The following is a 23,094-nucleotide window of genomic DNA, read 5'->3' as shown; positions in this document are numbered from 1 at the left end:
CTTAAAGAATATAGACGATGAATTCAAAAATTATAGAGAAACTCCAATGGCGATACGCCACGAAGAAATTCGACTCCAATAAAAAACTTTCAGAGGCGCAAGTGAATATCTTAAAGGAAGCCTTTAACCTTACAGCTACTTCCTACGGTTTACAACCGCTTAAAATGCTTGTAATAGGTGACCAGGAGATCAAGGAAACACTGGTCCCGGCCAGTATGAACCAGGCACAGGTAAAGGATGCCTCCCATTTGCTGGTTTTTTGTATTGAGTCTACTATTTCTTCGGAATATATCAAGGCACACTTCAACAGGGTAGAGGCAACCAGGAATACGGACAGAGAGATTCTTAACGATTATGAGGATTTCCTTATTGATTCATTTTCCAAGAAAGATCAGGATGAGATCCGAAACTGGATGACCAAACAAGCCTACCTGGCGATGGGAAATCTGCTTACGGTTTGCGCGGTGGAAGGCATAGACGCCTGCCCCATGGAAGGTTTCGAACCTGAAAAATACGATGAATTACTTCAGCTAAAGGAAAAAGGACTACGGTCGGTATTGGTAATGCCTGTTGGCTATCGTGCAGAAGACGACATGTTCGCAGGGATGAAAAAGGTGAGAAGAGGAGTTGAAGAGGTTGTTATTTCAATTTAACTGCGCAACCCTTACCTTTGCCATCCATCTTTAAATTGATAACAATTCAACTATGCCAGGATTTGAAGTTTTTGGCGCCGAAGAGCGCAAACAGGTAAATGATGTTCTAGAATCAGGAATCTTAATGCGCTACGGCTTCGATGCCATGCGAAATGGTCACTGGAAGGCCAAAGAATTCGAAGAGGCCTTCGCCGAACGCATGCAGGTGAATCATTGTCAGCTAGTCTCCAGCGGTACTTCCGCACTTACAGTTGCGCTCGCATCGGCGGGAATAGGAGCAGGTGATGAGGTGATCATGCCTACCTTTACCTTTGTGGCTAGTTTTGAATCGATCATGATGCTGGGCGCGGTTCCTGTGCTTGTTGATATAGACGATACCCTAACGCTCGACCCAGCGGCAGTTGAGGCTGCTATCACGCCACGAACACGTTGCATAATGCCGGTCCATATGTGTGGATCTATGGCCGATCTCAAAGCGTTGAAAAATATCTGCGAAAAATATAATTTGTTACTTCTCGAAGACGCCTGCCAGGCTATTGGTGGGACTTTCGAAGGAAAACCCCTTGGAAGCTATGGTGACCTGGGCTGTTTCTCTTTCGACTTTGTAAAGACCATTACCTGTGGCGAAGGCGGAGCTGTTATTAGTAACTTCGAACATTACATCACAAATGCGGATCAGTACCAGGATCATGGCCATGATCACGATGGTAACGATCGAGGGGCGGAAACTCATCCACATTTGGGATACAACTTCAGAATTTCGGAATTGAATGCGGCTGTGGGCGTGGCCCAATTAGGCAAGATCGATACCATACTGGATATTCAGAAGAAGCATTATACCATCATGCGAAATGCCATCTCAGGCGTTGAGGGAGTTACCTTCAGAAGAGTACCGGAAACAGGTGTGGAGAACTATTCCTTCCTTAATTTCTTCCTGCCCGATGGTGAGACCGCACAAAAGGCACACAAAGCGTTGCTGGAAGCCGGAGTGGATGGAAGTTTTTACTGGTTTACCAATAACTGGCACTATATCAATGGTTGGGAACATCTGCGGGAATTGAAGTCTATGGGAAGTCTGCCTGCGGAAATAAAAGAGCAGATGCAGGATCTCAATACTACAGATTTCTCACAAAGCGATCACTGGATGAGTCGCACTATATCCTGTCTTGTGAAAGTAGGGTGGAGTGAAGAGGAAGTTCAGAAAAGAGCTGCTTCTATGAAGGAAGCACTATCCAGCATCTAGTACTCTACATAATCGATTATCTCCAATCCATAACCGATCATTCCAACACGCTTGGTCTGTACGCTATTGGAGATCAACTTGATCTTGGAAATTCCGAGGTCGTGAAGGATTTGTGCGCCTATACCAAAGTCCCGATTATCCATTTTGATACCCGGTGCTTTAGCTACACTATCTTCGGTCTGGAGTTCTTTGAGCTCAGACAATCTATTCAGTAAATTCAGGGATTGTGCCTGCTGGTTGATAAACACCACGGCACCTTTACCTTCCTTATTGATCACCCGGAACATGTCGTCCAGTTTCTTGTCGGCATCATTGGTAAGCGTTCCCAGTATATCGTTGTTAACCAATGTGGAATTCACACGAACCAGAACAGGCTCATCTTTTTGCCACTCTCCTTTGGAAACTGCGATATGCACCTGATCGTTGGTGGTTTGTTTATAGGCTCGCAAACGGTAGCTTCCAAATTTGGTATTAATGGCAAAATCCTCCATTTTTTCAATCAGGGAATCGTGCTCCATCCTATAAGCGACCAAATCTTCTATGGAAACCAGTTTCAGGTCGAATTTCTTAGCAACTTCGGCCAATTGAGGTAACCTCGCCATAGTACCATCTTCGTTCAGTATCTCTACGAGAATTCCAGCCGGATTTAAACCAGCCAGTCGTGCGAAGTCAATAGCAGCTTCCGTATGCCCGGTTCTTCTCAGTACGCCGCCTTTTTTAGCACGTAGTGGGAAAATATGTCCCGGACGACCCAGGTCACTGGGTTTGGTGTCTTCACTAACGAGGGCCTTCATGGTTTTGGCCCGATCGTGAACGGAAATACCCGTTGTACACCCATGTCCGATAAGGTCTACAGAAACCGTAAACTGAGTGTGGTGCAACACTGTATTGTTTTCCACCATCATGGTAAGGTCCAGTTCCTTGCAGCGCTCTTCGGTAAGTGGGGCACAAATGAGTCCGCGACCGTGACGTGCCATGAAATTGATCATTTCGGGAGTCACCATTTCGGCCGCCGCGATAAAGTCACCTTCATTCTCTCGGTTCTCATCATCCACTACGATAATTATCTTACCCTTCTTGATATCTTCAATGGCTTCCTCTATGGTATTGAGCTGAATGTGGGCGGGTTTTTCCGAAGTGATCATTGTTGAGCGTTTTGTGGTACAAAGATACTGAAAGGCATATTAATTGAAGATGAACATCGCATCAGACTTTCTTATGCTGCTATTAAAAGACGTTCTTCATACTGCGTTGTATATGCTTACGGTAATAGAAGTAAAGGAAAATATAGAAAGGCATTCCTATGAGCCATGCAGCGGCAAATACAGTTTCATCTTTTGTAAGTTTTGATAGCTGTGTTACGGTGTTTTGAGTACGAAACAGAAGCACATAGAACAAGATCAGACTGATAAGGGACACGCCTGAAACAATAACCGTTGCAGTTTCATCCTTCGTATTCACTAAGGCTACTGCGACGATGATTGGTAGTATTATAACGAGAGCATAGAAGATGAAAGTATAAGTGGAAAGCTTTTTGAATTTCTTCACCAGTTTTTCGGCCATTTGATATTTTTTATTGAAAAGATCACCGGCGACGTGCATATGTTCCTGGCTAATGCCTTGTGCATCTAAACACCTCAATGCTGCGATACGGTAGTCATGAGAGTAACCGTATTGTTTGTGGTTCTTTACTGAATCCTTAAGCTGGTCTATCGAGAGTTTTTCGAGCTGTGCTTTTTCTTCTGCTGAAATGCTAATATCCTGGTTGAGATTTTCGTAAATGATCTCTGCTTCCGACGCAGGAGATTTTCTGAATCGCTGAAGGAAGGAGTCGATGTCGAAAATTCCCTGGTCTGTCGTGGCCCTGTATGTGAGCCAGACACCCAGAGGCAGCATAATAGCAGTACTTAACCACGAAGCGATAAAGGGATGCATAGTTCCATCTTCCGCACTATTCTTAGCGAATATTCCAATAAAGTGATAGGTCAGGAACAAAAGGATTGCCACTACCATGGGCAGCCCCATTCCTCCTTTGCGAATAATTGCTCCAAGGGGTGCTCCCACAAAAAATAGAATGATACAGGCAAAAGCTAAAACGTATTTTTCATGCAAGGCGATCTCGTGCTTGTTGAGTCGTTTGGTCTTGATCTGGAACTCGATCTTTTTAGACCGAGTAGACTGGATTGTTCCTCGAACATTGTTCAGCGCCATGTTCACAATATTGATCTGAAGCTGTGGCTGATAAGCATCAATGATCTTATCCAGGGTATCTGAGCCTTCAACCTGGCGTACCTTTTCATCACTGAAATTCGAAATACCACTCCGGTAGTACATATTATCGGCAAAAGTACTTACGTCTTCTGTATAACTTACCGACAAGGAGTCGATCTCCACAAAGAGTTCGCTCATCTTGTACATATTGTGATTGCTCAGTTCGTTCTCTTTGTCAACGTCGGTGTTGTTGAATTCGGTGAGGTCGATATTGATGGTAAACTGTTCGAAATAACTCTTCACAAAAGGTTCTGTACGCTGTTTCTTGGGATCCTTGGATTGGATCTCCTCGTAGTAGTAGCCATCATTCAGAATAAGTGAAAGCGTGTTGCTGTTCAAAGAGCTCGCAAGTTCTCCGTTATCGGCGATCATTACAGTATAATTCCCATTGGGACGTGATGGGGTTTTCTTGTGAATGATGATGTCTTTCAGGTATTGATCCCGGTCTCCACTTTTTTCGGCTACCTTGATGCTGTAGTCATCACCTATCTGACTAAACTGTCCTTCGGCGATCACCATGGACGGGCTAACCTGTGCGATGTTTCTTCGCAGGTTCTGCCATTTGTATTCAGAATAGGGAATTACATTGTTGGCGAAGAAAAAAGCGGTTACAGCCAATAGTAGGATGAATATGGTGAGGCTTCGCATGGCTCGCTGCAATGAGATCCCTGTGGATTTCATGGCTGCGAACTCGTATTTTTCAGAAAGGTTCCCGAAAACCATCAAGGATGCAACCAGGATGGTTAGAGGAAGTACCAGGGGTATAAGTCTTGGTGAGACATACCAGAGAAATTTCAGAACCACCCATACATCAAGGTCTTTCCCTGCCAGTTCTGAAATGTACAGCCAAATGGTCTGTAGAACGAAAATGAACATTAAAATAATGAAGACGCTAAAAAACGTCTTCAAAAAGGAGATCAATATGTAGCGATCCAGTATTTTCAATCGTTGTTAGTCCAACTTATTGATGTAGTAGCCGTCCCTTTTGTACTTAGCCTCATCAAAGGTAAAAAGAGTTTTGGATAACGGCTGATTGGTTTTAAAAGAATTAACAGTGATGGTGTACTTGGTGCCATTCGAATCCGTCTGGATCAGTTTGTATATATGCTTAGTCTGAACGTCGATCCCCAAAAGTATATCCTTGATCTCCGCACGGCTGTCGATAGGGATGAGTCGCACATACTGGACCTTTCGCCCTTTCACATTTTGCGTGATATCCATTTTGTAGGTATATCCCTTTTCGTAAAAGGTGAGCATTTTTGAAGGTGTGATCTCTTTATCATCCCCGGCATCATAGGAAGAAATAGTGACTTCTTCGTCTTCCGGAATTATTGAATAAATAGTCTTGCCATCAAACATGCGGGTGGTTCCCATCATATTCAACAAGTACCTATCACCCTGGAGGATCACATCTCCTCGAGTATCCTGGTTCACATTCTCTTTTGTATTGTTCAAGTTATACTTGAAGTCGATCGAGATATTGTTATAGCTCTTCACCTTGGAAGAAACTTCGTTCAGCAAACTTTTCGCGCTCTGCGCCTGCACTGTGTATACGCCAAGTGCCATTACAAATATTAAAGCCAGCTTTTTCATCATATAGGTTCGTTACTTTCGTTATCGAGTAATTGATTCAATGCGTCTATGGTTGGTACAAGTACCTGCCGTGCTTTGCTTCCTTCAAAAGGACCAACGATGCCAGCAGCTTCTAACTGATCGATAATTCGGCCGGCACGGTTATAGCCTAATTTTAGTTTTCGTTGTAACAAGGATGCAGATCCCTGCTGTGCGATGACCAAAACTTCGGCAGCTTCACGGAATAACTTGTCCCGTTCTTCTATATCAATATCAAGATTTGTGCCACCCTCTTCACCAACGTACTCAGGTAACATATGAGCACTTGCATACGCCTTCTGGGATCCAATGTAGTCTACAATATCAGCTACTTCCGGTGTATCTACAAAGGCACACTGCAAACGTGTAAGATCATTTCCTTGTGTGTACAGCATGTCTCCTCGTCCGATGAGCTGATCTGCACCGGCGCTATCCAGTATAGTTCGCGAATCGATCTTACTCGTTACCCTGAAAGCGACCCTGGCGGGGAAATTCGCCTTGATCAATCCTGTGATTACATTTACAGAAGGCCTTTGGGTAGCAATGATAAGGTGGATACCAATGGCACGTGCCAATTGCGCCAGTCGGGCGATAGGGGTTTCTACTTCCTTTCCGGCCGTCATAATGAGGTCGGCAAATTCATCGATCACCAATACAATATAGGGAAGGAAACGATGTCCGTCGTTAGGATTGAGCTTGCGCTGCTTGAACTTGACGTTGTACTCTTTTAAGTTTCGGCACAGGGCATCTTTAAGCAGATCGTATCGCTCGTCCATTTCGATACATAAAGAGTTCAGGGTGTTGATCACCTTGTGAGTGTCTGTGATGATAGCTTCTTCCGAGTCGGGGAGCTTGGCGAGATAATGTCGTTCGATCTTGTTGAAGAGCGTAAGCTCTACTTTTTTCGGATCGACCAGCACGAATTTTACTTCGGCCGGGTGTTTTTTGTAGAGTAGGGAAGTGAGGATGGCGTTGAGTCCAACCGACTTACCCTGTCCTGTAGCCCCTGCCATAAGCAAGTGAGGCATTTTCGCCAGATCTACCACAAAAGTTTCGTTACTGATGGTCTTACCCAGGGATAGGGGAAGTTCCATTTCGGCGTTCTGGAATTTCGGCGAAGCGATCACGGAGCGCATGGATACGATGCGTGGTTTTTTATTCGGAACTTCGATTCCAATGGTACCTCGTCCCGGTATGGGGGCAATGATACGAATACCTAATGCAGATAGTGAAAGGGCGATATCGTCCTCGAGGTTTTTTATTTTTGATATTCGAACACCCGCTTCCGGTACGATCTCGTATAGCGTAACTGTAGGTCCCACCGTGGCTTTTATGTTGGCGATGCCGATCTTATAGTTACTAAGTGTATTGACGATCCTGTTTTTGTTCTCTTCCAGTTCTTCCTGGTTGATGGTGATACCTTTTCCACCCGTGTAGTCTTTGAGTAATTCGATGGTTGGGTATTTGTAATTGCTCAGCTCCAGGGTAGGATCGAACTCCCCAAAATCCTCCACCAGTTTCTTGCTTAGGTTTTCCTCCATTGTTTCCTCTTCAACTGCTTCTTCAACCTCCATGGCAACTTCCACTTCAGGTTTGGTTTGAGGCTTATCTTCGGTTGAAGTTTTCAGATAGGGTTCTTCAATAACTTCTTCTTCGGCAACAGTTTCCAATTGAATGGTTGATTCCGGAGAAGTATTGATCACTTCTTCAACTACCGCCTTTTCATAATCGGTTTGTTCAACTTCTTGTCCTTCGGAATCGGTCTCATTGGCGAAATCTGAGGCGATATCTGCCTTAGTCCTTTTTAAAGCGTCTCCCACTTTTTCAGGAGTCATTTTAAGTCGGATAACCAGGTAAACGATCGCCAGGAAAGCCATAAGGAGAATGGACCCGATAAGTCCGAGATAATCCTGAAGGAAATCATTGATCTCGTATCCCATCACACCGCTGAAGAGGTTTCGGGTCTTGTCGAAGAATCCGAAGAAAACTGAGAGCCAGAGCATAACCAGCAGACCCCAGAACCAGAATCGGAGTAGCTGTTTTTTGGCGTAATCGAAAAAGAAATAGACACCTGTAAGTGTTACCAGGAAACCGATGATAAAGGCAGCGATCCCAAAACCGTTGTAGACAAAGAAATGGGCTACGTTATTTCCAAATTTATTCAGCCAGTTCTCTGCTTGCAATTCCCGTTCATTCAGCACACCAACGGCACTTTGGTCTGCCTGCCACGAAAAGAAGTAGGAAATGAATGAAAATAATAGCGCGAGGCCCAGGAAAAACAAAAAACTCCCCAGCAAAATCTTCTGCTGCTTGGAGAGGGCAAAGGATACTTTTTTGCGTGAGGTTTTCTTTTTTTTGGTTTTGGAAGTTCTTCTCTTCGCCATGAAGCTTTGGGTTGTCGTTCAGCAAATATACAACGTCCCAAACTAATTAAAATTTTTTCTCCTGAAGAATATACTAGCTCAGTAAATTATAAGTAATAAGTGATTGATCGTTCTTTTCCCATTGAATCCCATTTTTTCTAACACGTAAGAAAAATCTACCAGTAACTCTATATTTTTTAAACCAACGAATCGGAGATTTTTAAAATTTCGGGATATAGATTATGCAGGCGATGACCAGGGCGGCAATTGCTGCAAAGAAAACAGCGCCCGCGGCCACATCTTTGATGTAACCTATCTTATCATGGAAGTCGGGATGGACGAAATTGGCAATTTCCTCGGCGGCTGTATTCAGCCCTTCTATACTCATTACCAATCCTATGGCCAGGGTCTGGGCGATCCATTCCGTAGAAGAAATGTTGAAATAGAATCCGGCGATAGTGACTCCAACGGCTACTACCGCCTGAACCTGGATGCTGGCTTCGTTTTTAAGCAACATCCAGGCTCCTTTGGTAGCGTATTTAAAGCCGAGAAGGCGTTTTCCCAGATATGTATTCCACATTTTATAGTACGCTTAAAGCGGCTTCATAATCGGGCTCCTGACCAATTTCAGGAACTTGTTCGGTATAGGTAACCATACCGTTAGGATCTACAACGACCACCGCTCTCGAATGCAGCCCCTCAAAAGCACTTCCAACTACCGTTACCTGGTAATCCTTTCCGAACTGCCCGGTTTTGAAATCGGATAGCATAACTACATCTTCAATTCCTTCAGCTGCGCAGAACTGTTGTTGCGCGAAAGGAAGGTCTTTGGAGATGCAAAGTACCTTTACATTGTCTGCTTTGGCAGCGTCTTCGTTGAACTTTCTCACGGAAGCGGCACAAATGCCGGTATTCACGCTAGGGAAGATATTCAGCAACAGTGTATGACCCGCAAAATCGTTCATGGTTTTAGTGCTCATGTCGGTTGCAGTCAATTTGAAATCGGGTGCTTTAGACCCAACGGCGGGTAGTTCACCCATTGTTTCGGCGGGATTTCCACCTAAAGTTATTTTTGCCATAGTTTCCTTTTTTAGAACTGCAAAATTAGCAAAGCTTTGGGGAAGAAACACTGCTTTTTACGCATTGTTAACAAGTATATTCTATTTATTTATGCTGAAGCTGATGTCGTCAATTCCCGGATCTTAATTCTGAAGGCTGCATAGACCAGGGTTGTGAATGGGCTTAACCAGTTGAATATCGCAAAAGCGAAATAATCCAGTACAGGTACTCCTAAAACCCCGCTCTGATAAGCCCCGCAAGTGTTCCATGGGATCAGTACCGAAGTAACCGTTCCTGCATCCTCAAGGGTTCTCGAAAGGTTTTCCGGTGCCAGGCCTTTATCGGCAAAGGCCTTACTGTACATTTTTCCGGGTACCACAATGGCCAGGTATTGATCTGAAGCGGTTACGTTGAGCGCAAGACAGCTGAAAACAGTACTTGCGAATAATCCGAAGGTTGTGTGGAATAGAGACAGAAGCGCCCTGCTGATGCGCGCGAGTGCTCCAATAGCGTCCATTACTCCACCAAACACCATGGCGCAAACGATTAGCCAGATAGTACCCAACATCCCCGCCATTCCCCCCGAAGAGAACAGGTCGTTCAGGGCTTCGTTATCCGTTGGGATGGCCGAATCTATAGTAATTGCATTTAAAACTCCCTTGTATCCCGTTACGAAATCCAGAGAAGTTCCTCCACCAAGAGTGGTTACTATGTTCGGTTGAAATATCAAGGCCGCAATGGCGCCCAAAAGAGTACCAGCGAGTAAGGCGATAAGTGGCGGTGTTTTTTTAATGATCATCACGATCACCAGGACAGGTACTACGAAAAGCCATGGGTTAATATTGAAGGCGGAGTCTATCGATGCTAAGATAGAGGCTGTGTCCGCAGCCCCTTCCGGATCTAGTCCGAAACCTATTATGATAAATACAATAAGTGTGATCAAAATGGTAGGGACCGTGGTATAGGACATGTATTTTATGTGGGTAAACAGATCCGTTCCTGCCATGGCCGGGGCGAGGTTGGTAGTGTCACTAAGAGGTGACATCTTATCTCCAAAATACGCACCCGAAAGCACGGCACCGGCCGTCATACCCAGGGAGATACCCAAAGCTTCTGCAATGCCGATAAGCGCAATACCTACGGTTGCCGATGTGGTCCAGCTACTACCGGTGGCAATCGAAATAATAGCGCAAATGATCACACAGGAAGCGAGGAAAATGGTAGGATTTAAAATTTGAAGTCCGTAATAGATCATGGTAGGTATTATACCGCTTACAAGCCATGTACCTGCCAGGGCACCCACCATGAGAAGGATGAGAAGGGCACCGGTGGTCGACTTCACATTTTCGGCAACCTCTTCCACCATTCGTTTATAGCCTACTTTATTGAAGGTGCCTACGATGGCAGCTACGGCCGCTCCCATAAGCAGGATGAATTGGTTACTTCCGCTTAAGGCATCATCTCCAAAGACATAAACATTGTAGAATAGCATTCCGACCAATGCGACTACGGGAATTAAGGCTTCCCATATGTTAAGCTCAATATTTTCAACAATTTTTTGGTCCTGGATCTTATATTCTGAAATATTGTCTTTGTCCTCCATGCAGCTTTTGATTTTTGCCTTGTAATGTTACGATTTTGAATTTGGCTATGCAAATGACCAAAGAAATCCGAATGCAAACATTCAATCCATACTCGAATTAGTGTTAGCATTTAATTTCAGTATGTTAAATAGAAAACATTGTTGCTGTTCCGAAGTATAAATCGAACAGATCAAACAAATGATAAAAAACAATTAGTCCTAAACAACCAGCGACTTATTGGTCTCCGGGTTAAGAATGCCTACATGATACATACACTGTCGCATACTGCGATAGGTGCGTTCGATGTCGTTGTCGAGTCCGATTGAGAATCGAATAAGTCCGTCTGAAAGCCCCATTTCCTTTTGTTCTTCCTCGGGAATTTCACTTGAAGTTGAGGTTCCCGGAGCACTGAACAAGGTTTTGTAGAATCCGAGGCTCACTGCCAGGTACCCAAGATTTCGCTCCTGCATGAGTTCCATGAGTTCGTTGGCCTTCTCAAGACTACCTACGTCTATGGTCATCATACCGCCATATCCATAGTCTGGGTTCATTGTTGAGGTCATCAGCTTATGCCCGGGATGCGACTTCAACCCGGGATATACCGTTCTGAAACCGTCGTCCTGGAATTTCTTCGCCAGGTACATAGCATTCTCGCTGTGCTGTTTCATTCTAATATGAAGGGTGCGAAGGTTCTTAAGTATGGATGCGGCCCTCATACTATCCATGGAGGCTCCCATTAGCATGCAGGTGCCATCGTTTACATTTCTTAGCTGGTCTATAAATTCCTGGGTTCCGCATATCACACCACCCATAGTGTCACTGGCACCGTTTATGAATTTTGTTAGGCTGTGCAGTACCACATCCGCTCCTAATTTGGCAGGTGAGATAGACATAGGCGAGAAGGTATTATCTACCAAAAGTTTCAGGTTGTGTCGCTTTGTTATTTCTGAAATGCCCCGGATATCAGCTATCTCAAGCAATGGATTGCTCACGCTTTCACAGAAAATGATCTTAGTGTCTGAAGTGATCGAAGCTTCCACCTCTTCGAGTTTGGTGATATTAACGAAGGTCGTCTTAATTCCAAATTTAGGTGCCAGGTTCTTGAGGAAGGCATAGGTACCACCGTAAATGGTCCTGCTTGCTACGATGTGGTCGCCCGCGTTGCATATTTGAAGGATGGCCGGAACTATGGCTCCCATTCCCGTTGCAGTTACCGTTGCAGTTTCCGTGTCTTCCATGGCCGCGAGTGCTTCACCCAGGTACAAATTGGAAGGAGAACTATGCCGTGAATACAAATAGCATCCTTCAGCGTTGCCCTCGAAGGTATCGAACATGGTCTTTGCTGAAATAAACGTATAAGTGGAAGAATCAGAGATAGAAGGGTTTACACCACCAAATTCCCCGAAATACTGAAGATCCTGGATCTTATTAGCAGGCTTGAAAGACATAGCGTATAGTTTTAATTTACTCAAATCTAGACTTATACAATATATTAATCAATGATGTTTATCATAATTAGAATATTATACAAACTATTGTAAAATATGTAGAAAATATGTTTACGATCTACCTGAAATACCGTATCTTTAAGAAAATTATTCTGCGATGGTTTTGGATAGGATAGATATCGCTTTATTGGAAAATCTCCAGGAAGATGCCAAACAAACGAATAAGCAGCTTTCACTGAAACTGAGTCTTTCGGTTACTGCTATTTATGAACGAATTAAAAAATTAGAGCGGGCAGGAATTATTCGTAAGTATGTTGCCCTTATAGATCGCGCTAAAGTTGACCTCGGTTTTACCGTATTTTGTCACATTAAACTGGTGCAACACGTCCACAAATCGGTGGTGGAATTCGAAAGGGAAATCGTTAAACTTAGTGAAGTAATGGAATGCTATCACGTTAGTGGTGAATACGACTACCTTTTGAAGGTTTTGGTTAAAGACATGGATCATTTTCGTGATTTCATGGTGAAAAAACTTACCAAGTTGGATCATATCGGAAGCACTCAAAGTTCGTTCACCATAAACGAAGTAAAGAACACTACGGCGCTCTCTTTTTAGGATTCTGAATTCGTTGGCTGTTGTATAGGAGTATTGTACCTTTGTACTTCTAAAAATTCAAATCTCTTTCTATGAATACATATGACGTTGCTGTAATCGGTTCGGGGCCGGGAGGCTATGTTGCGGCCATTCGATGTGCCCAGTTGGGAATGAAAACCGCGATAATTGAGAAATACAGTACACTTGGTGGTACCTGCCTTAACGTTGGCTGCATACCCAGTAAAGCCTTACTGGATTCCTCTCATCACTACGAAGATGCCATGAAACACTTTGCAGATCACGGGATTGAAATTCCTGGTGAGGTTAAATTGAACTTCAAGAAGATGATCGAACGCAAGCAGGCTGTAGTGGACCAAACTACGAAAGGGATCGATTTTTTAATGAATAAGAACAAGATCGATGTCTACGAGGGACTGGGATCGTTTAAAGATGCTACCCATATCGAGATCACTTCAGAAAAGGAAACTAAAGAAATTGAGACAAAGAATGTGATTATCGCAACAGGCAGTAAACCGGCTACATTACCATTTATAACTGTCGATAAAGAACGAATCATAACTTCAACAGAAGCATTAAGTCTGAAGGAGATCCCGAAACACATGATCGTAATCGGAGGAGGAGTTATCGGATTAGAACTCGGACAGGTATACCGCCGTCTGGGAGCCGAAGTTTCTGTTGTGGAATATATGGATCGTATCATACCTACCATGGATTCGGCCCAGAGCAAGGAACTTATGAAGGTGATGAAGAAGCAAGGAGTAAAATTCCATCTCTCACATAAAGTTTCCGCAGTAGAAAGAAAGAAGAACGAGGTAGTTATCACAGCAACCGATAAGAAGGACAAAGAAGTTACATTCAAAGGGGACTATTGCCTGGTATCTGTTGGACGAAGACCATATACAGACGGCTTAAAGCTCGAAAATGCAGGGGTTAAAGTAAATGAACGCGGGCAAGTGGAAGTGAACGATCACCTTCAAACAAATGTTTCTAATATTTACGCAATTGGCGATGTGATTCGCGGCGCAATGCTGGCACACAAAGCCGAAGAAGAAGGTGTGCTCGTAGCCGAAATACTTGCAGGACAAAAACCACATATCGATTACAATCTAATACCGGGTGTCGTTTATACATGGCCGGAAGTGGCTTCAGTTGGAAAAACTGAAGAAGAACTTAAAGAGGAAGGCGTTGATTACAAAACCGGACAGTTTCCAATGCGTGCGCTAGGACGTGCACGTGCCAGTGGCGATATTGACGGATTCGTAAAGATACTTTCTGACGCCTCAACCGATGAGGTGCTGGGTGTCCACATGGTAGGTGCCCGGGTAGCCGACCTAATTACTGAAGCGGTAACCGCGATGGAATTCAGGGCGAGTGCTGAAGACATTGCACGAATGAGCCATGCACACCCAACCTACGCTGAGGCGGTTAAGGAAGCTGCGCTTGCTGCTACAGAAAACAGGCCACTTCACGTTTAAAACAGAACTTTTATTATAAATATAAAACCATCCGGCAGAGCGGATGGTTTTTGTTTTGTCATCGACCCAAATAGACCGGGCGTCGATGATCTTTTGAATGTTTTTAATGCGATTCAGCTGTTTTTCACTTCCAAATGTACTATCAAAAAGGGTATCTTTGTCACATGAAAAAAATCATTGCTTTTGCCGGAAGTAACAGCAGTACTTCCATAAATCACCAACTGGTTACTTATGCTTCTTCCCTGGTCGAGAGGGCAGAGGTAAAACTCATAAAACTTACGGATTATCCGCTCCCTATTTTTAGCGAGGACCTGGAGAAAGAATCAGGTTATCCGGATAAATTGGCCGAATTGCTCGATATAATTAGGTCGCACGATGGGCTTATAATTTCAGTCAATGAACACAACGGGGGGATTTCGGCCTTCTTTAAAAATATTCTCGATTGGCTCTCACGTATAGAGTACAAATTCCTTGACGGAAAGAAAGTTCTGTGCCTTAGCAGCTCTCCGGGCGGAAGAGGCGCCTTAACGGCACTTGAGTATACGACAGGAGTTCTTCCAAGATACAATGGCGAGGTAGTGGCCTCTATGCCATTTCCGTCTTTTGGAGAGAACTTTTCAGAAGGAAGGATCACAAACGACGAACTTTCTAACGAGCTCAATAATGCTATCAAAACGCTGCTCGAATCACTTTAATGACCCGAACCTCGGTTACATATACTGTCGAACTGGACGAAATGTTGAAGCGAAAATTGCTTCACTGGGCTGAACAGTTTTACGAAGTCGCCTGGCTCGATTCTAATGAGTATGCTCAAGATCACAGCAGTTACCATGCAATCCTGGCTGTTGATGCGCTTACTTCAATAAAAACCGATTGCGAAAATGCCTTTCAGGATCTGGATGAATATCAGAGCGGCATAAATGACTGGCTGTTTGGTTACCTTACCTACGATCTGAAGAATGATGTCGAGAGGCTTAGTTCCAACAATCACGATGGTTTGGGATTTCCGGATCTTTTCTTTTTTCAACCGAAGCGGTTGTTCCTTTTTTCTGAAACCTCGGTTGAAATCAAATATTTGAATATGATCTCCGATGAGCTGGAAAGCGATTGGAAGCAGATCCTTGATTTTAAATTGCCGGATGCTGAACAACCATCAGCTCAACCTATCAAAATAAGACTGCGTACATCGAAAGACAGTTATTTCGAAAAGGTGAATCGTATGCTGGCACATATTGAGCGCGGAGATATTTACGAAGCTAATTTCTGCCAGGAGTTCTATTCCGAAGATGTTGAGATCGATCCCATTGGTACTTTCAAACACCTTAACGACATTTCTCGTCCGCCTTTTGCCACTTACATGAAACGCGGTGAACACTACGCTATGTCGGCATCACCGGAACGCTACTTAAGAAAAAATGGGAGGGAAGTAATATCCCAACCCATTAAAGGAACCGCCAAGCGATTTCACAATGAAGTCCTGGATAAGGAGATTATTTCCAAATTAAAGAACGATCCTAAGGAGCGAAGTGAGAACATTATGATCACCGATCTCGTACGCAACGATCTTTCACGTTTTGCCGAAAAGGGCAGCGTGGTGGTTGAAGAACTGTGTGCAGTCTATACTTTCGAACAAGTCCACCAGCTCATTTCCACCGTTCGTTGTACGGTTTCTGAAGAAGCCAAACCCGCCGAATTATTGCGAGATACCTTCCCAATGGGTAGTATGACTGGCGCACCGAAAGTCTCTGCCATGAAGATCATAGAAGAATTGGAAGATGCCCGTCGCGGTCTGTATAGTGGTGCTATCGGCTACTTTTCACCAAATAATGACTTCGATTTCAACGTGGTCATCCGAAGTATTCTTTACAATTCGAAATTGAAATACATTAGCTATTCCGTAGGCGGAGCCATTACGGCGAAGTCGGTTCCGGAAAACGAATACGAAGAATGCCTGCTGAAAGCTAAAGCGATGCGTGAGGCACTGGAGAGACATATTTAGCCGATTCCTATCTTTGTGAACTCTCACTATTGTAGATGCTGGAAAAACTAAGAGAACATATTGCTAAAAACATGGCCTTCCTTGAGGGTAAGAAATTGCTGGTTGCCTGCAGTGGGGGATTGGATAGTGTTTTCCTGGCAAGGTCGTTTCACGAACTCGGCTATGAGCTGGGACTGGCTCACTGTAATTTCGGACTACGTGGAAAAGAGAGTGATGGTGATGCTGAATTTGTCTCTGAACTGGCAGAAATGCTTACTATTCCTTTCTATGAAGAACTATTTCAAACCGAGTCTTACGCAAAAAAAGAGAAACTTTCAATTCAAATGGCCGCGAGGGAACTTCGATATGCCTGGTTCGAAGAGATCCGTGAGGATTTCGACTATGATCATATTCTTACCGCCCACCATGCCGATGATAGTTTGGAAACTTTTCTCATCAACCTCTCCAGGGGCTCTGGTATTAGGGGTTTAACAGGAATTCCTGCTATAACAGACTACATTGTGAGGCCTTTGTTGCCATTCAGCAGGGAAGAGATCCTTACTTATGCAAAGGAAAAAGGTTATTTCTGGAGAGAAGATAGTAGCAATGCAAAATCAGACTACCTCCGAAATGCATTGCGCCATGAGGTGATTCCACCCATGAAGAATCTGGTGAAGGGCTTGCTCGATCAAGTTGCGACTGCCCAGGCTCATCTAAGAGAGAGTGAAGCTTTGGTAAAAGATTATATGGCCTTGGTCCAACAGTTGGTTATTTCTGAAACTGAAGATGGCTATGCCCTTGATATCGAAAAACTTAGTGAGCTTCCGAATCCCGATGCACTGTTATACGAATTGCTGAATCCTTTCGGATTCACTGCCTGGAAGGATATAACAGCGTTACCTGAAGCCCAGAGTGGTAAAACCATTACTTCGCCTACTCATCGAATTATAAAAGATCGCAATAGGCTATTGATCACCGAAATTCCTGCAGAACAGAACGAACAAGCCTTCGAAATTGACAATCGGACTACCCGGATAGACCAACCGCTTCCCATCATCTTTCGTGAGGTTAGTGAGCTTGGAACAGGTACTACCGATAAAATCTTCGTAGATGCCGCAAAACTTAAATATCCACTGATTGTTAGAAAATGGGAGGACGGTGACTATTTTTTTCCCTTCGGAATGAAAGGAAAGAAGAAGCTGAGTAAATATTTTAAAGACGAAAAGTTATCTTTGGTGGCTAAAGAAAAAATTTGGCTGCTCGAAAGCGATGGTCAAATCGTTTGGATTATTGGATATCGTTCGGACGATCGTTTCAAAGTAGATGGGGATACAGACCGAATTTTGCAAATTACACTTAACCGAAATAGATGAAAAAGTTCCTCCACATTTCAATATTGCTACTCGTACTCACTACGACAAGTTTTGCACAGGTATTGCAACCAGTAAAATGGTCGAATGACGTAAAAAAGACCGGTGACGATACCCTGGAATTGATAATGACTGCCACCATTGAAATGGGCTGGTACCTTTATTCACAGGACATACCGGATGGAGGTCCGATCCCAACAAGTTTTACTTTTGAAAACGAAAACAACGACTTTGAGTTGATTGGTGATGTGGAAGAAAGCAATCCGGACCGAAAGTTTGACAAGATCTTCGAAATGGATCTGGCGTATTTCAGTGGAGAGGCGACCTTTGTACAAAAGGTGAAGATCCTCAACCCTGACTTAAATGTGATCAATGGGTCGGTGGATTTTCAATCCTGCGATGACGAGAAGTGTATTTTCGATTTGGCCGAGTTTGTCTTTGAGGTTTCCGAGGGAGGCAGTGCTACCCTTGAAGCGGAAGACGAAGACTTGGTTACAGGTGGTGATGATTCGAATCGTGGATTGTGGGCTATTTTCATTATTGCTTTTCTATCCGGCTTTGCGGCTTTGCTCACGCCCTGCGTTTTTCCTATGATTCCGCTTACGGTAAGCTTTTTTACCAAACAAAGTGAGAATAGGGCCAAAGGGATCAAGAATGCTATTCTCTATGGTATTTTTATTATTGTGATTTATGTGGTACTGGGTTCCCTGGTAACCGGTATATTCGGGGCAGATGCATTGAACGCACTATCTACGAGCGTCTGGTTTAATATCATTTTCTTTTTACTACTTGTTGTTTTCGCCATATCATTCCTGGGAGCCTTTGAGATCGTGTTGCCACAAAGTTGGGCGAACAAGGTGGATTCCAAATCAACCAGGGGAGGAATAATCGGTATCTTCTTTATGGCACTTGCGCTTGCGATTGTTTCTTTCAGTTGTACCGGCCCAATAGTTGGTTATTTACTGGTGGAAGCTGCGTCTATAGGTGGTATTGCTCCCATAGTAGGAATGCTTGGGTTCTCAATTGCAATTGCATTGCCATTTGCACTCTTCGCCATGTTCCCGGGTTGGCTCAATTCGCTGCCCAAGAGTGGCGGATGGATGAACACGGTAAAGGTGGTTCTTGGATTCCTGGAACTGGCTCTGGCGTTTAAATTTCTGTCACAAGCTGATCTTGTTTTGCAAACGCATCTGCTGGAACGGGAAGTATTTATTGCTATCTGGATCGCGGTATTTGGTGCATTGGCCTTATATCTCTTCGGAAAGATACGACTGCCACATGACGGTCCGCTTACGCATATTTCAGTAGGAAGATTATTGCTGGCTCTGCTTACGTTGTCTTTTGTGATCTATATGATCCCAGGACTATGGGGAGCGCCTTTAAACCTTATAAGCGCCTTTCCGCCGCCATTGGAGTACAGTGAATCTCCATACGGTGTAGGTTATTCCAAGTTAGGAGATGGTGGAGGCGGAGGTGATCATTCCAGCTTACCTGACGGGGCTCATTTATTAGCACCACATGATATTCTAGCCTTTAATGACTATGAAAAAGGGCTGGCCTACGCCAAGGAAGTAAACAAACCGGTAATGATTGATTTTACAGGCTGGGCTTGTGTTAACTGTAGAAAAATGGAACAAAACGTTTGGGTAAAAGACCGTGTGCTTCAGATTCTGAAAAATGAGATCGTTCTCATTTCACTCTACGTTGATGACAAACGAGAATTACCTGAAAGTGAAAAATATGTCAGTGAGACAACCGGTAAGAAGATCAAAACCATAGGAAACAAATGGAGTGATTTTCAAATTGTGCGCTACAAAGCAAATGCACAACCCTACTACGTGCTCATGGATCACAACGAAGAGAACCTCATACCCCCGGTGGGCTATACACCGGATGTGGACGACTACCTGAAATGGCTACGCAAGGGTATCGATGCCTTCAAATAAAAAATAATTGTTAATGAATCGTTTAATTATTGCCCTCTGGGTTTTTCTGTCTTGTCTCTATGTCCAGGCGCAAGTTGATGAGAACTACGTTAAGGATAACTACAATAAGACTGAGAAGTATATTACCATGCGTGATGGTACCAGATTGTTTACCACTATTTATGCACCAAAGGATACTTCGAAGAAATACCCGATCTTATTTCAGCGGACGCCGTATAGTTGCAGACCGTATGGCGAAGATCAATTCAGGTCTAAGATCGGACCCAACGAATTCCTGATGAAAGATGGGTACATCGTTGTCTACCAGGATGTGCGGGGAAGATGGATGAGCGAAGGTGTTTACGACAATATGCGGGCATACATTCCGAATAAAAAAGGAAAACAAACGGACGAAGCGAGCGATACTTATGATACTATTGACTGGCTCGTAAAGAACGTCCCGAACAACAACGGAAAAGTAGGAACCTGGGGGATTTCCTATCCCGGCTTTTACGCCACCTACTCCTTGCTTGATGCTCATCCGGCGTTAAAAGCATCGTCGCCACAAGCATGTATTGGTGACTTTTACTTCGACGACTTCCATCACAACGGGGCCTACCTGCTGAGTTATTGGAGGGCCACGGCTGTTTTCGGATATATGAAGAGTGAACCATCTAAGAAATCCTGGTATAAGTTTCCCAGCCTGGGAACCAAGGATCAGTATCAGTTCTTCATCGACGTAGGTCCCTTGTCCAATCTTGATGAGTATTACAAAGAAGACAATGTCTTTTGGCAACAATTGAAGGAACACCCCGATTACGACGAATTCTGGCGATCCAGGGGTATTATTCAGCATTTAAGGGATATCAAACCCGCTGTAATGGTTGTTGGTGGGCTTTTTGATGCCGAAGATCTGTACGGGCCTTTCGAGACCTACGAAAAGATAGAAGAGAACAGTGACAATTATAACACTATGGTTTTTGGCCCTTGGAGTCACGGCGACTGGGCAAGAGCCAGGAAACGCCAGGCCATAGGGAATGTGTATTTCGGTGATGATATTTCTGAAAACTATCAACGCGACGTTGAAACTAAATTCTTTCATCATTTCCTGAAAGGCGAAGGATCAGGCGATACAGGCTTACCTGAAGCTTATGTATTCGATTCGGGCGCGAAAGAATGGAATACTTTTTCTGAATGGCCACCAAAAAACACCGAAAGTAAGACCTATTGGCTTCAAAGCAGACAACGACTTAACCCCTTGATGGAAAAGAGCTATACTTTCGAAACATTTGTGAGTGACCCCGCCAAGCCTGTGCCTTATTCCGAAGATGTAAAGATGGTTTTTACTCCCCGAAAGTATATGACGGATGATCAACGGTTTGCAGCGAGGCGTCCGGATGTTCTGGTATTTGAAACACCAATTCTCACCGAGGACGTCACCACGGCCGGGGACATACTGGCAAAGCTAAGAGTGGCCACTACAGGAACGGATGCCGACTGGATTGTAAAAGTGATCGATGTTTTTCCCGGCGATACCGACGATACCGAAGAAACGCAGGACCACCTGAAAATGAGCAACTACCACATGATGGTGCGCAGCGAAGTGATGCGTGGCCGTTACCGAAATGACTTCGCAAAACCAGAACCTTTTGTTCCGGGTGAAAAAACTGAAGTAGCTATTAAATTGCAGGATGTGCATCACACCTTCAAGAAAGGTCACAAGATCCAGGTGCAGGTTCAAAGTACGTGGTTCCCGCTAATCGATAGAAATCCTCAGACCTATGTACCAAATATATTTAAAGCGAAGGAGACGGATTTTCAGAAGCAGACGCATACCGTTTACAACGACTCGTCCATAGAATTTACTATATTGAAGCAATAAAAAAAGCATCCCGTCTTCACGGGATGCTATAACAAACCTAACTTAGTAAATTCTAAAAGTCTTAGAAGTACTTTTAAAATATCTTGCCAAATGAATTTTCTATCCCCACAAAAAATTGACGTTGGCAAAATTTTCACTAATTCTATTCAAAGGTAAAGTTCGTACCTAAATCAGTCCATACGTGCATACACGTATTTTGATAACTTTAGGATTTCCGATTAAAGTCGTATTGGCTGGATGATAATAAAAAACCATCGACGCATTACACTGTAATCATCGATGGCTTTCTTATGATGAGTTCACGCTGGCGTGACCCAATTTTTACTTCCTATTCAAATGTAGAATAAAAATGACGGCATTCTAAACCGGTGCTTTCAATTTTGGTTACGAAAACGTTATAGTGTTGATATGTTTATTAACTTTAACATTTTATCAAAATAAGCTGATGAAATTTTAAATTTCACAATCGATTGACCTTTATTTTGTTTATTTCTGAATTCTGTACGTTGTAGAATTATTCATTTCCGAAGGAACATGCAAAAACTAACACTAAAAAAAATCGCCAGGGAACTAGATGTTTCCATATCCACCGTATCAAAATCTCTCAAGGACAGTCCCGAGATCAGTGAAGATACCCGGGAAAAGGTGAAGGCATTTGCCAAACTTTACAATTACCGGCCCAATACCATCGCACTTAGCCTAAAGAACAGGAAGACGAAAACACTTGGGGTGATTATTCCTGAAATTGTACATCACTTCTTTACTACCGTTGTCAGTGGCATAGAGAAGGTAGCCAATGAGAAAGGATACACTGTGATTATTGGTTTAAGCAACGAATCTTTCGAGAAGGAAGTCACCAATATGCAGAAATTAGCGAATGGCAGTATTGATGGATTTATTCTCTCGGTTTCCCGGGAAACCCAACTCAAGAACGACTACCATCACCTTACCGAAACCATAGATCACGGAATGCCGATTGTTCTTTTCGACAGAAATGTTCCGGAGATCGAGTGTGATAAAGTAGTTGTAGATGACAGGGAAGGAGCTCGCAATGCCGTTCTGAAGTTACTTACTCAGGGATGTGAACACATAGCCCTACTCACCACTGAAGATCATGTGAACGTGGGTAAACTGAGGACCCAGGGGTACAAAGAAGCACTGGAAGAATCGGGGATTGCCTATCGTGAGAACCTTGTTGTGAAATTACGAGATGAATTTAATGATGAAGGGCAGGAGGAACGACTTATGACGGAGATTGAACTCTTCTTGCGAAACAACCCGGGCGTTGACGGAATATTCGCAGTAAATGAGAAATATGCACTCACCGCGATGAAAGCGGCAAGAAAACTTGACCGCGATATTCCCGATCAACTTAAGGTCATCGGATTTACTGATGGCGACCTGTCTAAATTCGCTACTCCCAGTCTAACCACGGTGAGTCAGCACGGTATTCAATTGGGCGAAAAGGCCGCTGAAATCCTTATCAAACGACTGGAAGAGAATAATTTCGATCCACCTTACCAGACCGTGGTCGTGACCACTCGATTAGTAGAGCGCGAATCCACTTCCAGCCACTGATCTTTAGTAAAAAATACCCTATATTTACCGTCGCGCATC

General features: G+C 43.8%; 18 protein-coding genes. 10 read left to right on the top strand and 8 right to left on the bottom strand.

Annotation, left to right across the window (positions count from 1 at the left end):
- Positions 1 to 17: 17 nt before the first annotated feature.
- Complete coding sequence (locus J1N09_RS12265) at positions 18 to 653, top strand: NAD(P)H-dependent oxidoreductase (RefSeq protein ID WP_265200526.1); 636 nt, start codon at positions 18 to 20, stop codon at positions 651 to 653.
- Between the two features lie 52 nt (positions 654 to 705).
- The gene (locus J1N09_RS12260; protein ID WP_265200525.1) at positions 706 to 1,896 is read left to right on the top strand and encodes a DegT/DnrJ/EryC1/StrS family aminotransferase; all 1,191 of its coding nucleotides are present in this window, start codon (positions 706 to 708) and stop codon (positions 1,894 to 1,896) included.
- Here J1N09_RS12260 and ribB read toward each other — a convergent pair.
- The 8 genes from ribB to J1N09_RS12220 form a co-directional block, all read right to left on the bottom strand.
- Positions 1,893 to 3,041: a 3,4-dihydroxy-2-butanone-4-phosphate synthase gene (gene ribB, locus J1N09_RS12255; protein WP_265200524.1), complete on the bottom strand. Its 1,149-nt coding sequence runs from the start codon at positions 3,039 to 3,041 to the stop codon at positions 1,893 to 1,895. The genes J1N09_RS12260 and ribB overlap by 4 nt on opposite strands.
- 82 nt (positions 3,042 to 3,123) lie before the next feature.
- Positions 3,124 to 5,043 carry an LptF/LptG family permease gene (locus J1N09_RS12250; RefSeq protein ID WP_414826850.1) on the bottom strand — a complete coding sequence of 640 codons (1,920 nt, stop codon included), beginning with the start codon at positions 5,041 to 5,043 and terminating at the stop codon, positions 3,124 to 3,126.
- Positions 5,044 to 5,118: 75 nt separating this feature from the next.
- Positions 5,119 to 5,760, bottom strand: coding sequence for a LolA family protein (locus J1N09_RS12245; RefSeq protein ID WP_265200557.1), 642 nt, complete (start codon positions 5,758 to 5,760; stop codon positions 5,119 to 5,121).
- Positions 5,760 to 8,162: an FtsK/SpoIIIE family DNA translocase gene (locus J1N09_RS12240; protein WP_265200523.1), complete on the bottom strand. Its 2,403-nt coding sequence runs from the start codon at positions 8,160 to 8,162 to the stop codon at positions 5,760 to 5,762. The genes J1N09_RS12245 and J1N09_RS12240 overlap by 1 nt, the downstream gene beginning before the upstream one ends.
- Before the next feature lie 199 nt (positions 8,163 to 8,361).
- On the bottom strand, positions 8,362 to 8,721 hold the full coding sequence (locus tag J1N09_RS12235) for a diacylglycerol kinase (protein WP_265200522.1): 360 nt from the start codon (positions 8,719 to 8,721) through the stop codon (positions 8,362 to 8,364).
- A 1-nt stretch (position 8,722) separates the two neighbouring features.
- The gene (gene tpx / locus J1N09_RS12230) at positions 8,723 to 9,220 is read right to left on the bottom strand and encodes a thiol peroxidase (protein WP_265200521.1); all 498 of its coding nucleotides are present in this window, start codon (positions 9,218 to 9,220) and stop codon (positions 8,723 to 8,725) included.
- Positions 9,221 to 9,309: 89 nt separating this feature from the next.
- Positions 9,310 to 10,803, bottom strand: coding sequence for a Na+/H+ antiporter NhaC (gene nhaC / locus J1N09_RS12225; protein ID WP_265200520.1), 1,494 nt, complete (start codon positions 10,801 to 10,803; stop codon positions 9,310 to 9,312).
- Positions 10,804 to 11,001: 198 nt separating this feature from the next.
- Positions 11,002 to 12,231, bottom strand: coding sequence for an aminotransferase class I/II-fold pyridoxal phosphate-dependent enzyme (locus J1N09_RS12220; protein WP_265200519.1), 1,230 nt, complete (start codon positions 12,229 to 12,231; stop codon positions 11,002 to 11,004).
- Between the two features lie 157 nt (positions 12,232 to 12,388).
- Here J1N09_RS12220 and J1N09_RS12215 point away from each other — a divergent pair, with 157 nt between their 5' ends.
- From J1N09_RS12215 to J1N09_RS12180, 8 genes are all read left to right on the top strand, one after another.
- Positions 12,389 to 12,847, top strand: coding sequence for an Lrp/AsnC family transcriptional regulator (locus J1N09_RS12215; RefSeq protein ID WP_265200518.1), 459 nt, complete (start codon positions 12,389 to 12,391; stop codon positions 12,845 to 12,847).
- Between the two features lie 71 nt (positions 12,848 to 12,918).
- On the top strand, positions 12,919 to 14,322 hold the full coding sequence (lpdA, locus tag J1N09_RS12210) for a dihydrolipoyl dehydrogenase (protein WP_265200517.1): 1,404 nt from the start codon (positions 12,919 to 12,921) through the stop codon (positions 14,320 to 14,322).
- A gap of 164 nt (positions 14,323 to 14,486) precedes the next feature.
- Complete coding sequence (locus tag J1N09_RS12205; RefSeq protein WP_265200516.1) at positions 14,487 to 15,017, top strand: NADPH-dependent FMN reductase; 531 nt, start codon at positions 14,487 to 14,489, stop codon at positions 15,015 to 15,017.
- Positions 15,017 to 16,321 carry an anthranilate synthase component I family protein gene (locus J1N09_RS12200; RefSeq protein ID WP_265200515.1) on the top strand — a complete coding sequence of 435 codons (1,305 nt, stop codon included), beginning with the start codon at positions 15,017 to 15,019 and terminating at the stop codon, positions 16,319 to 16,321. The genes J1N09_RS12205 and J1N09_RS12200 overlap by 1 nt, the downstream gene beginning before the upstream one ends.
- A gap of 35 nt (positions 16,322 to 16,356) precedes the next feature.
- Positions 16,357 to 17,673, top strand: coding sequence for a tRNA lysidine(34) synthetase TilS (gene tilS / locus J1N09_RS12195; RefSeq protein WP_265200514.1), 1,317 nt, complete (start codon positions 16,357 to 16,359; stop codon positions 17,671 to 17,673).
- Positions 17,670 to 19,616 (top strand): protein-disulfide reductase DsbD family protein, encoded by a 1,947-nt coding sequence (locus J1N09_RS12190; RefSeq protein WP_265200513.1) that lies wholly within the window; start codon positions 17,670 to 17,672, stop codon positions 19,614 to 19,616. Before tilS ends, J1N09_RS12190 begins: the two co-directional genes overlap by 4 nt.
- Positions 19,617 to 19,629: 13 nt before the next feature.
- The gene (locus J1N09_RS12185; protein ID WP_265200512.1) at positions 19,630 to 21,477 is read left to right on the top strand and encodes a CocE/NonD family hydrolase; all 1,848 of its coding nucleotides are present in this window, start codon (positions 19,630 to 19,632) and stop codon (positions 21,475 to 21,477) included.
- A 534-nt stretch (positions 21,478 to 22,011) separates the two neighbouring features.
- Positions 22,012 to 23,055, top strand: coding sequence for a LacI family DNA-binding transcriptional regulator (locus J1N09_RS12180; protein WP_265200511.1), 1,044 nt, complete (start codon positions 22,012 to 22,014; stop codon positions 23,053 to 23,055).
- The last annotated feature ends 39 nt before the right edge of the window (positions 23,056 to 23,094 follow it).

This window comes from Aureitalea sp. L0-47 (assembly GCF_026126405.1).
GTDB lineage: Bacteria > Bacteroidota > Bacteroidia > Flavobacteriales > Flavobacteriaceae > Pukyongia.
Note: the sequence above shows the minus strand (reverse complement) of the source record. Positions and strands in the feature narration are given on the sequence as shown.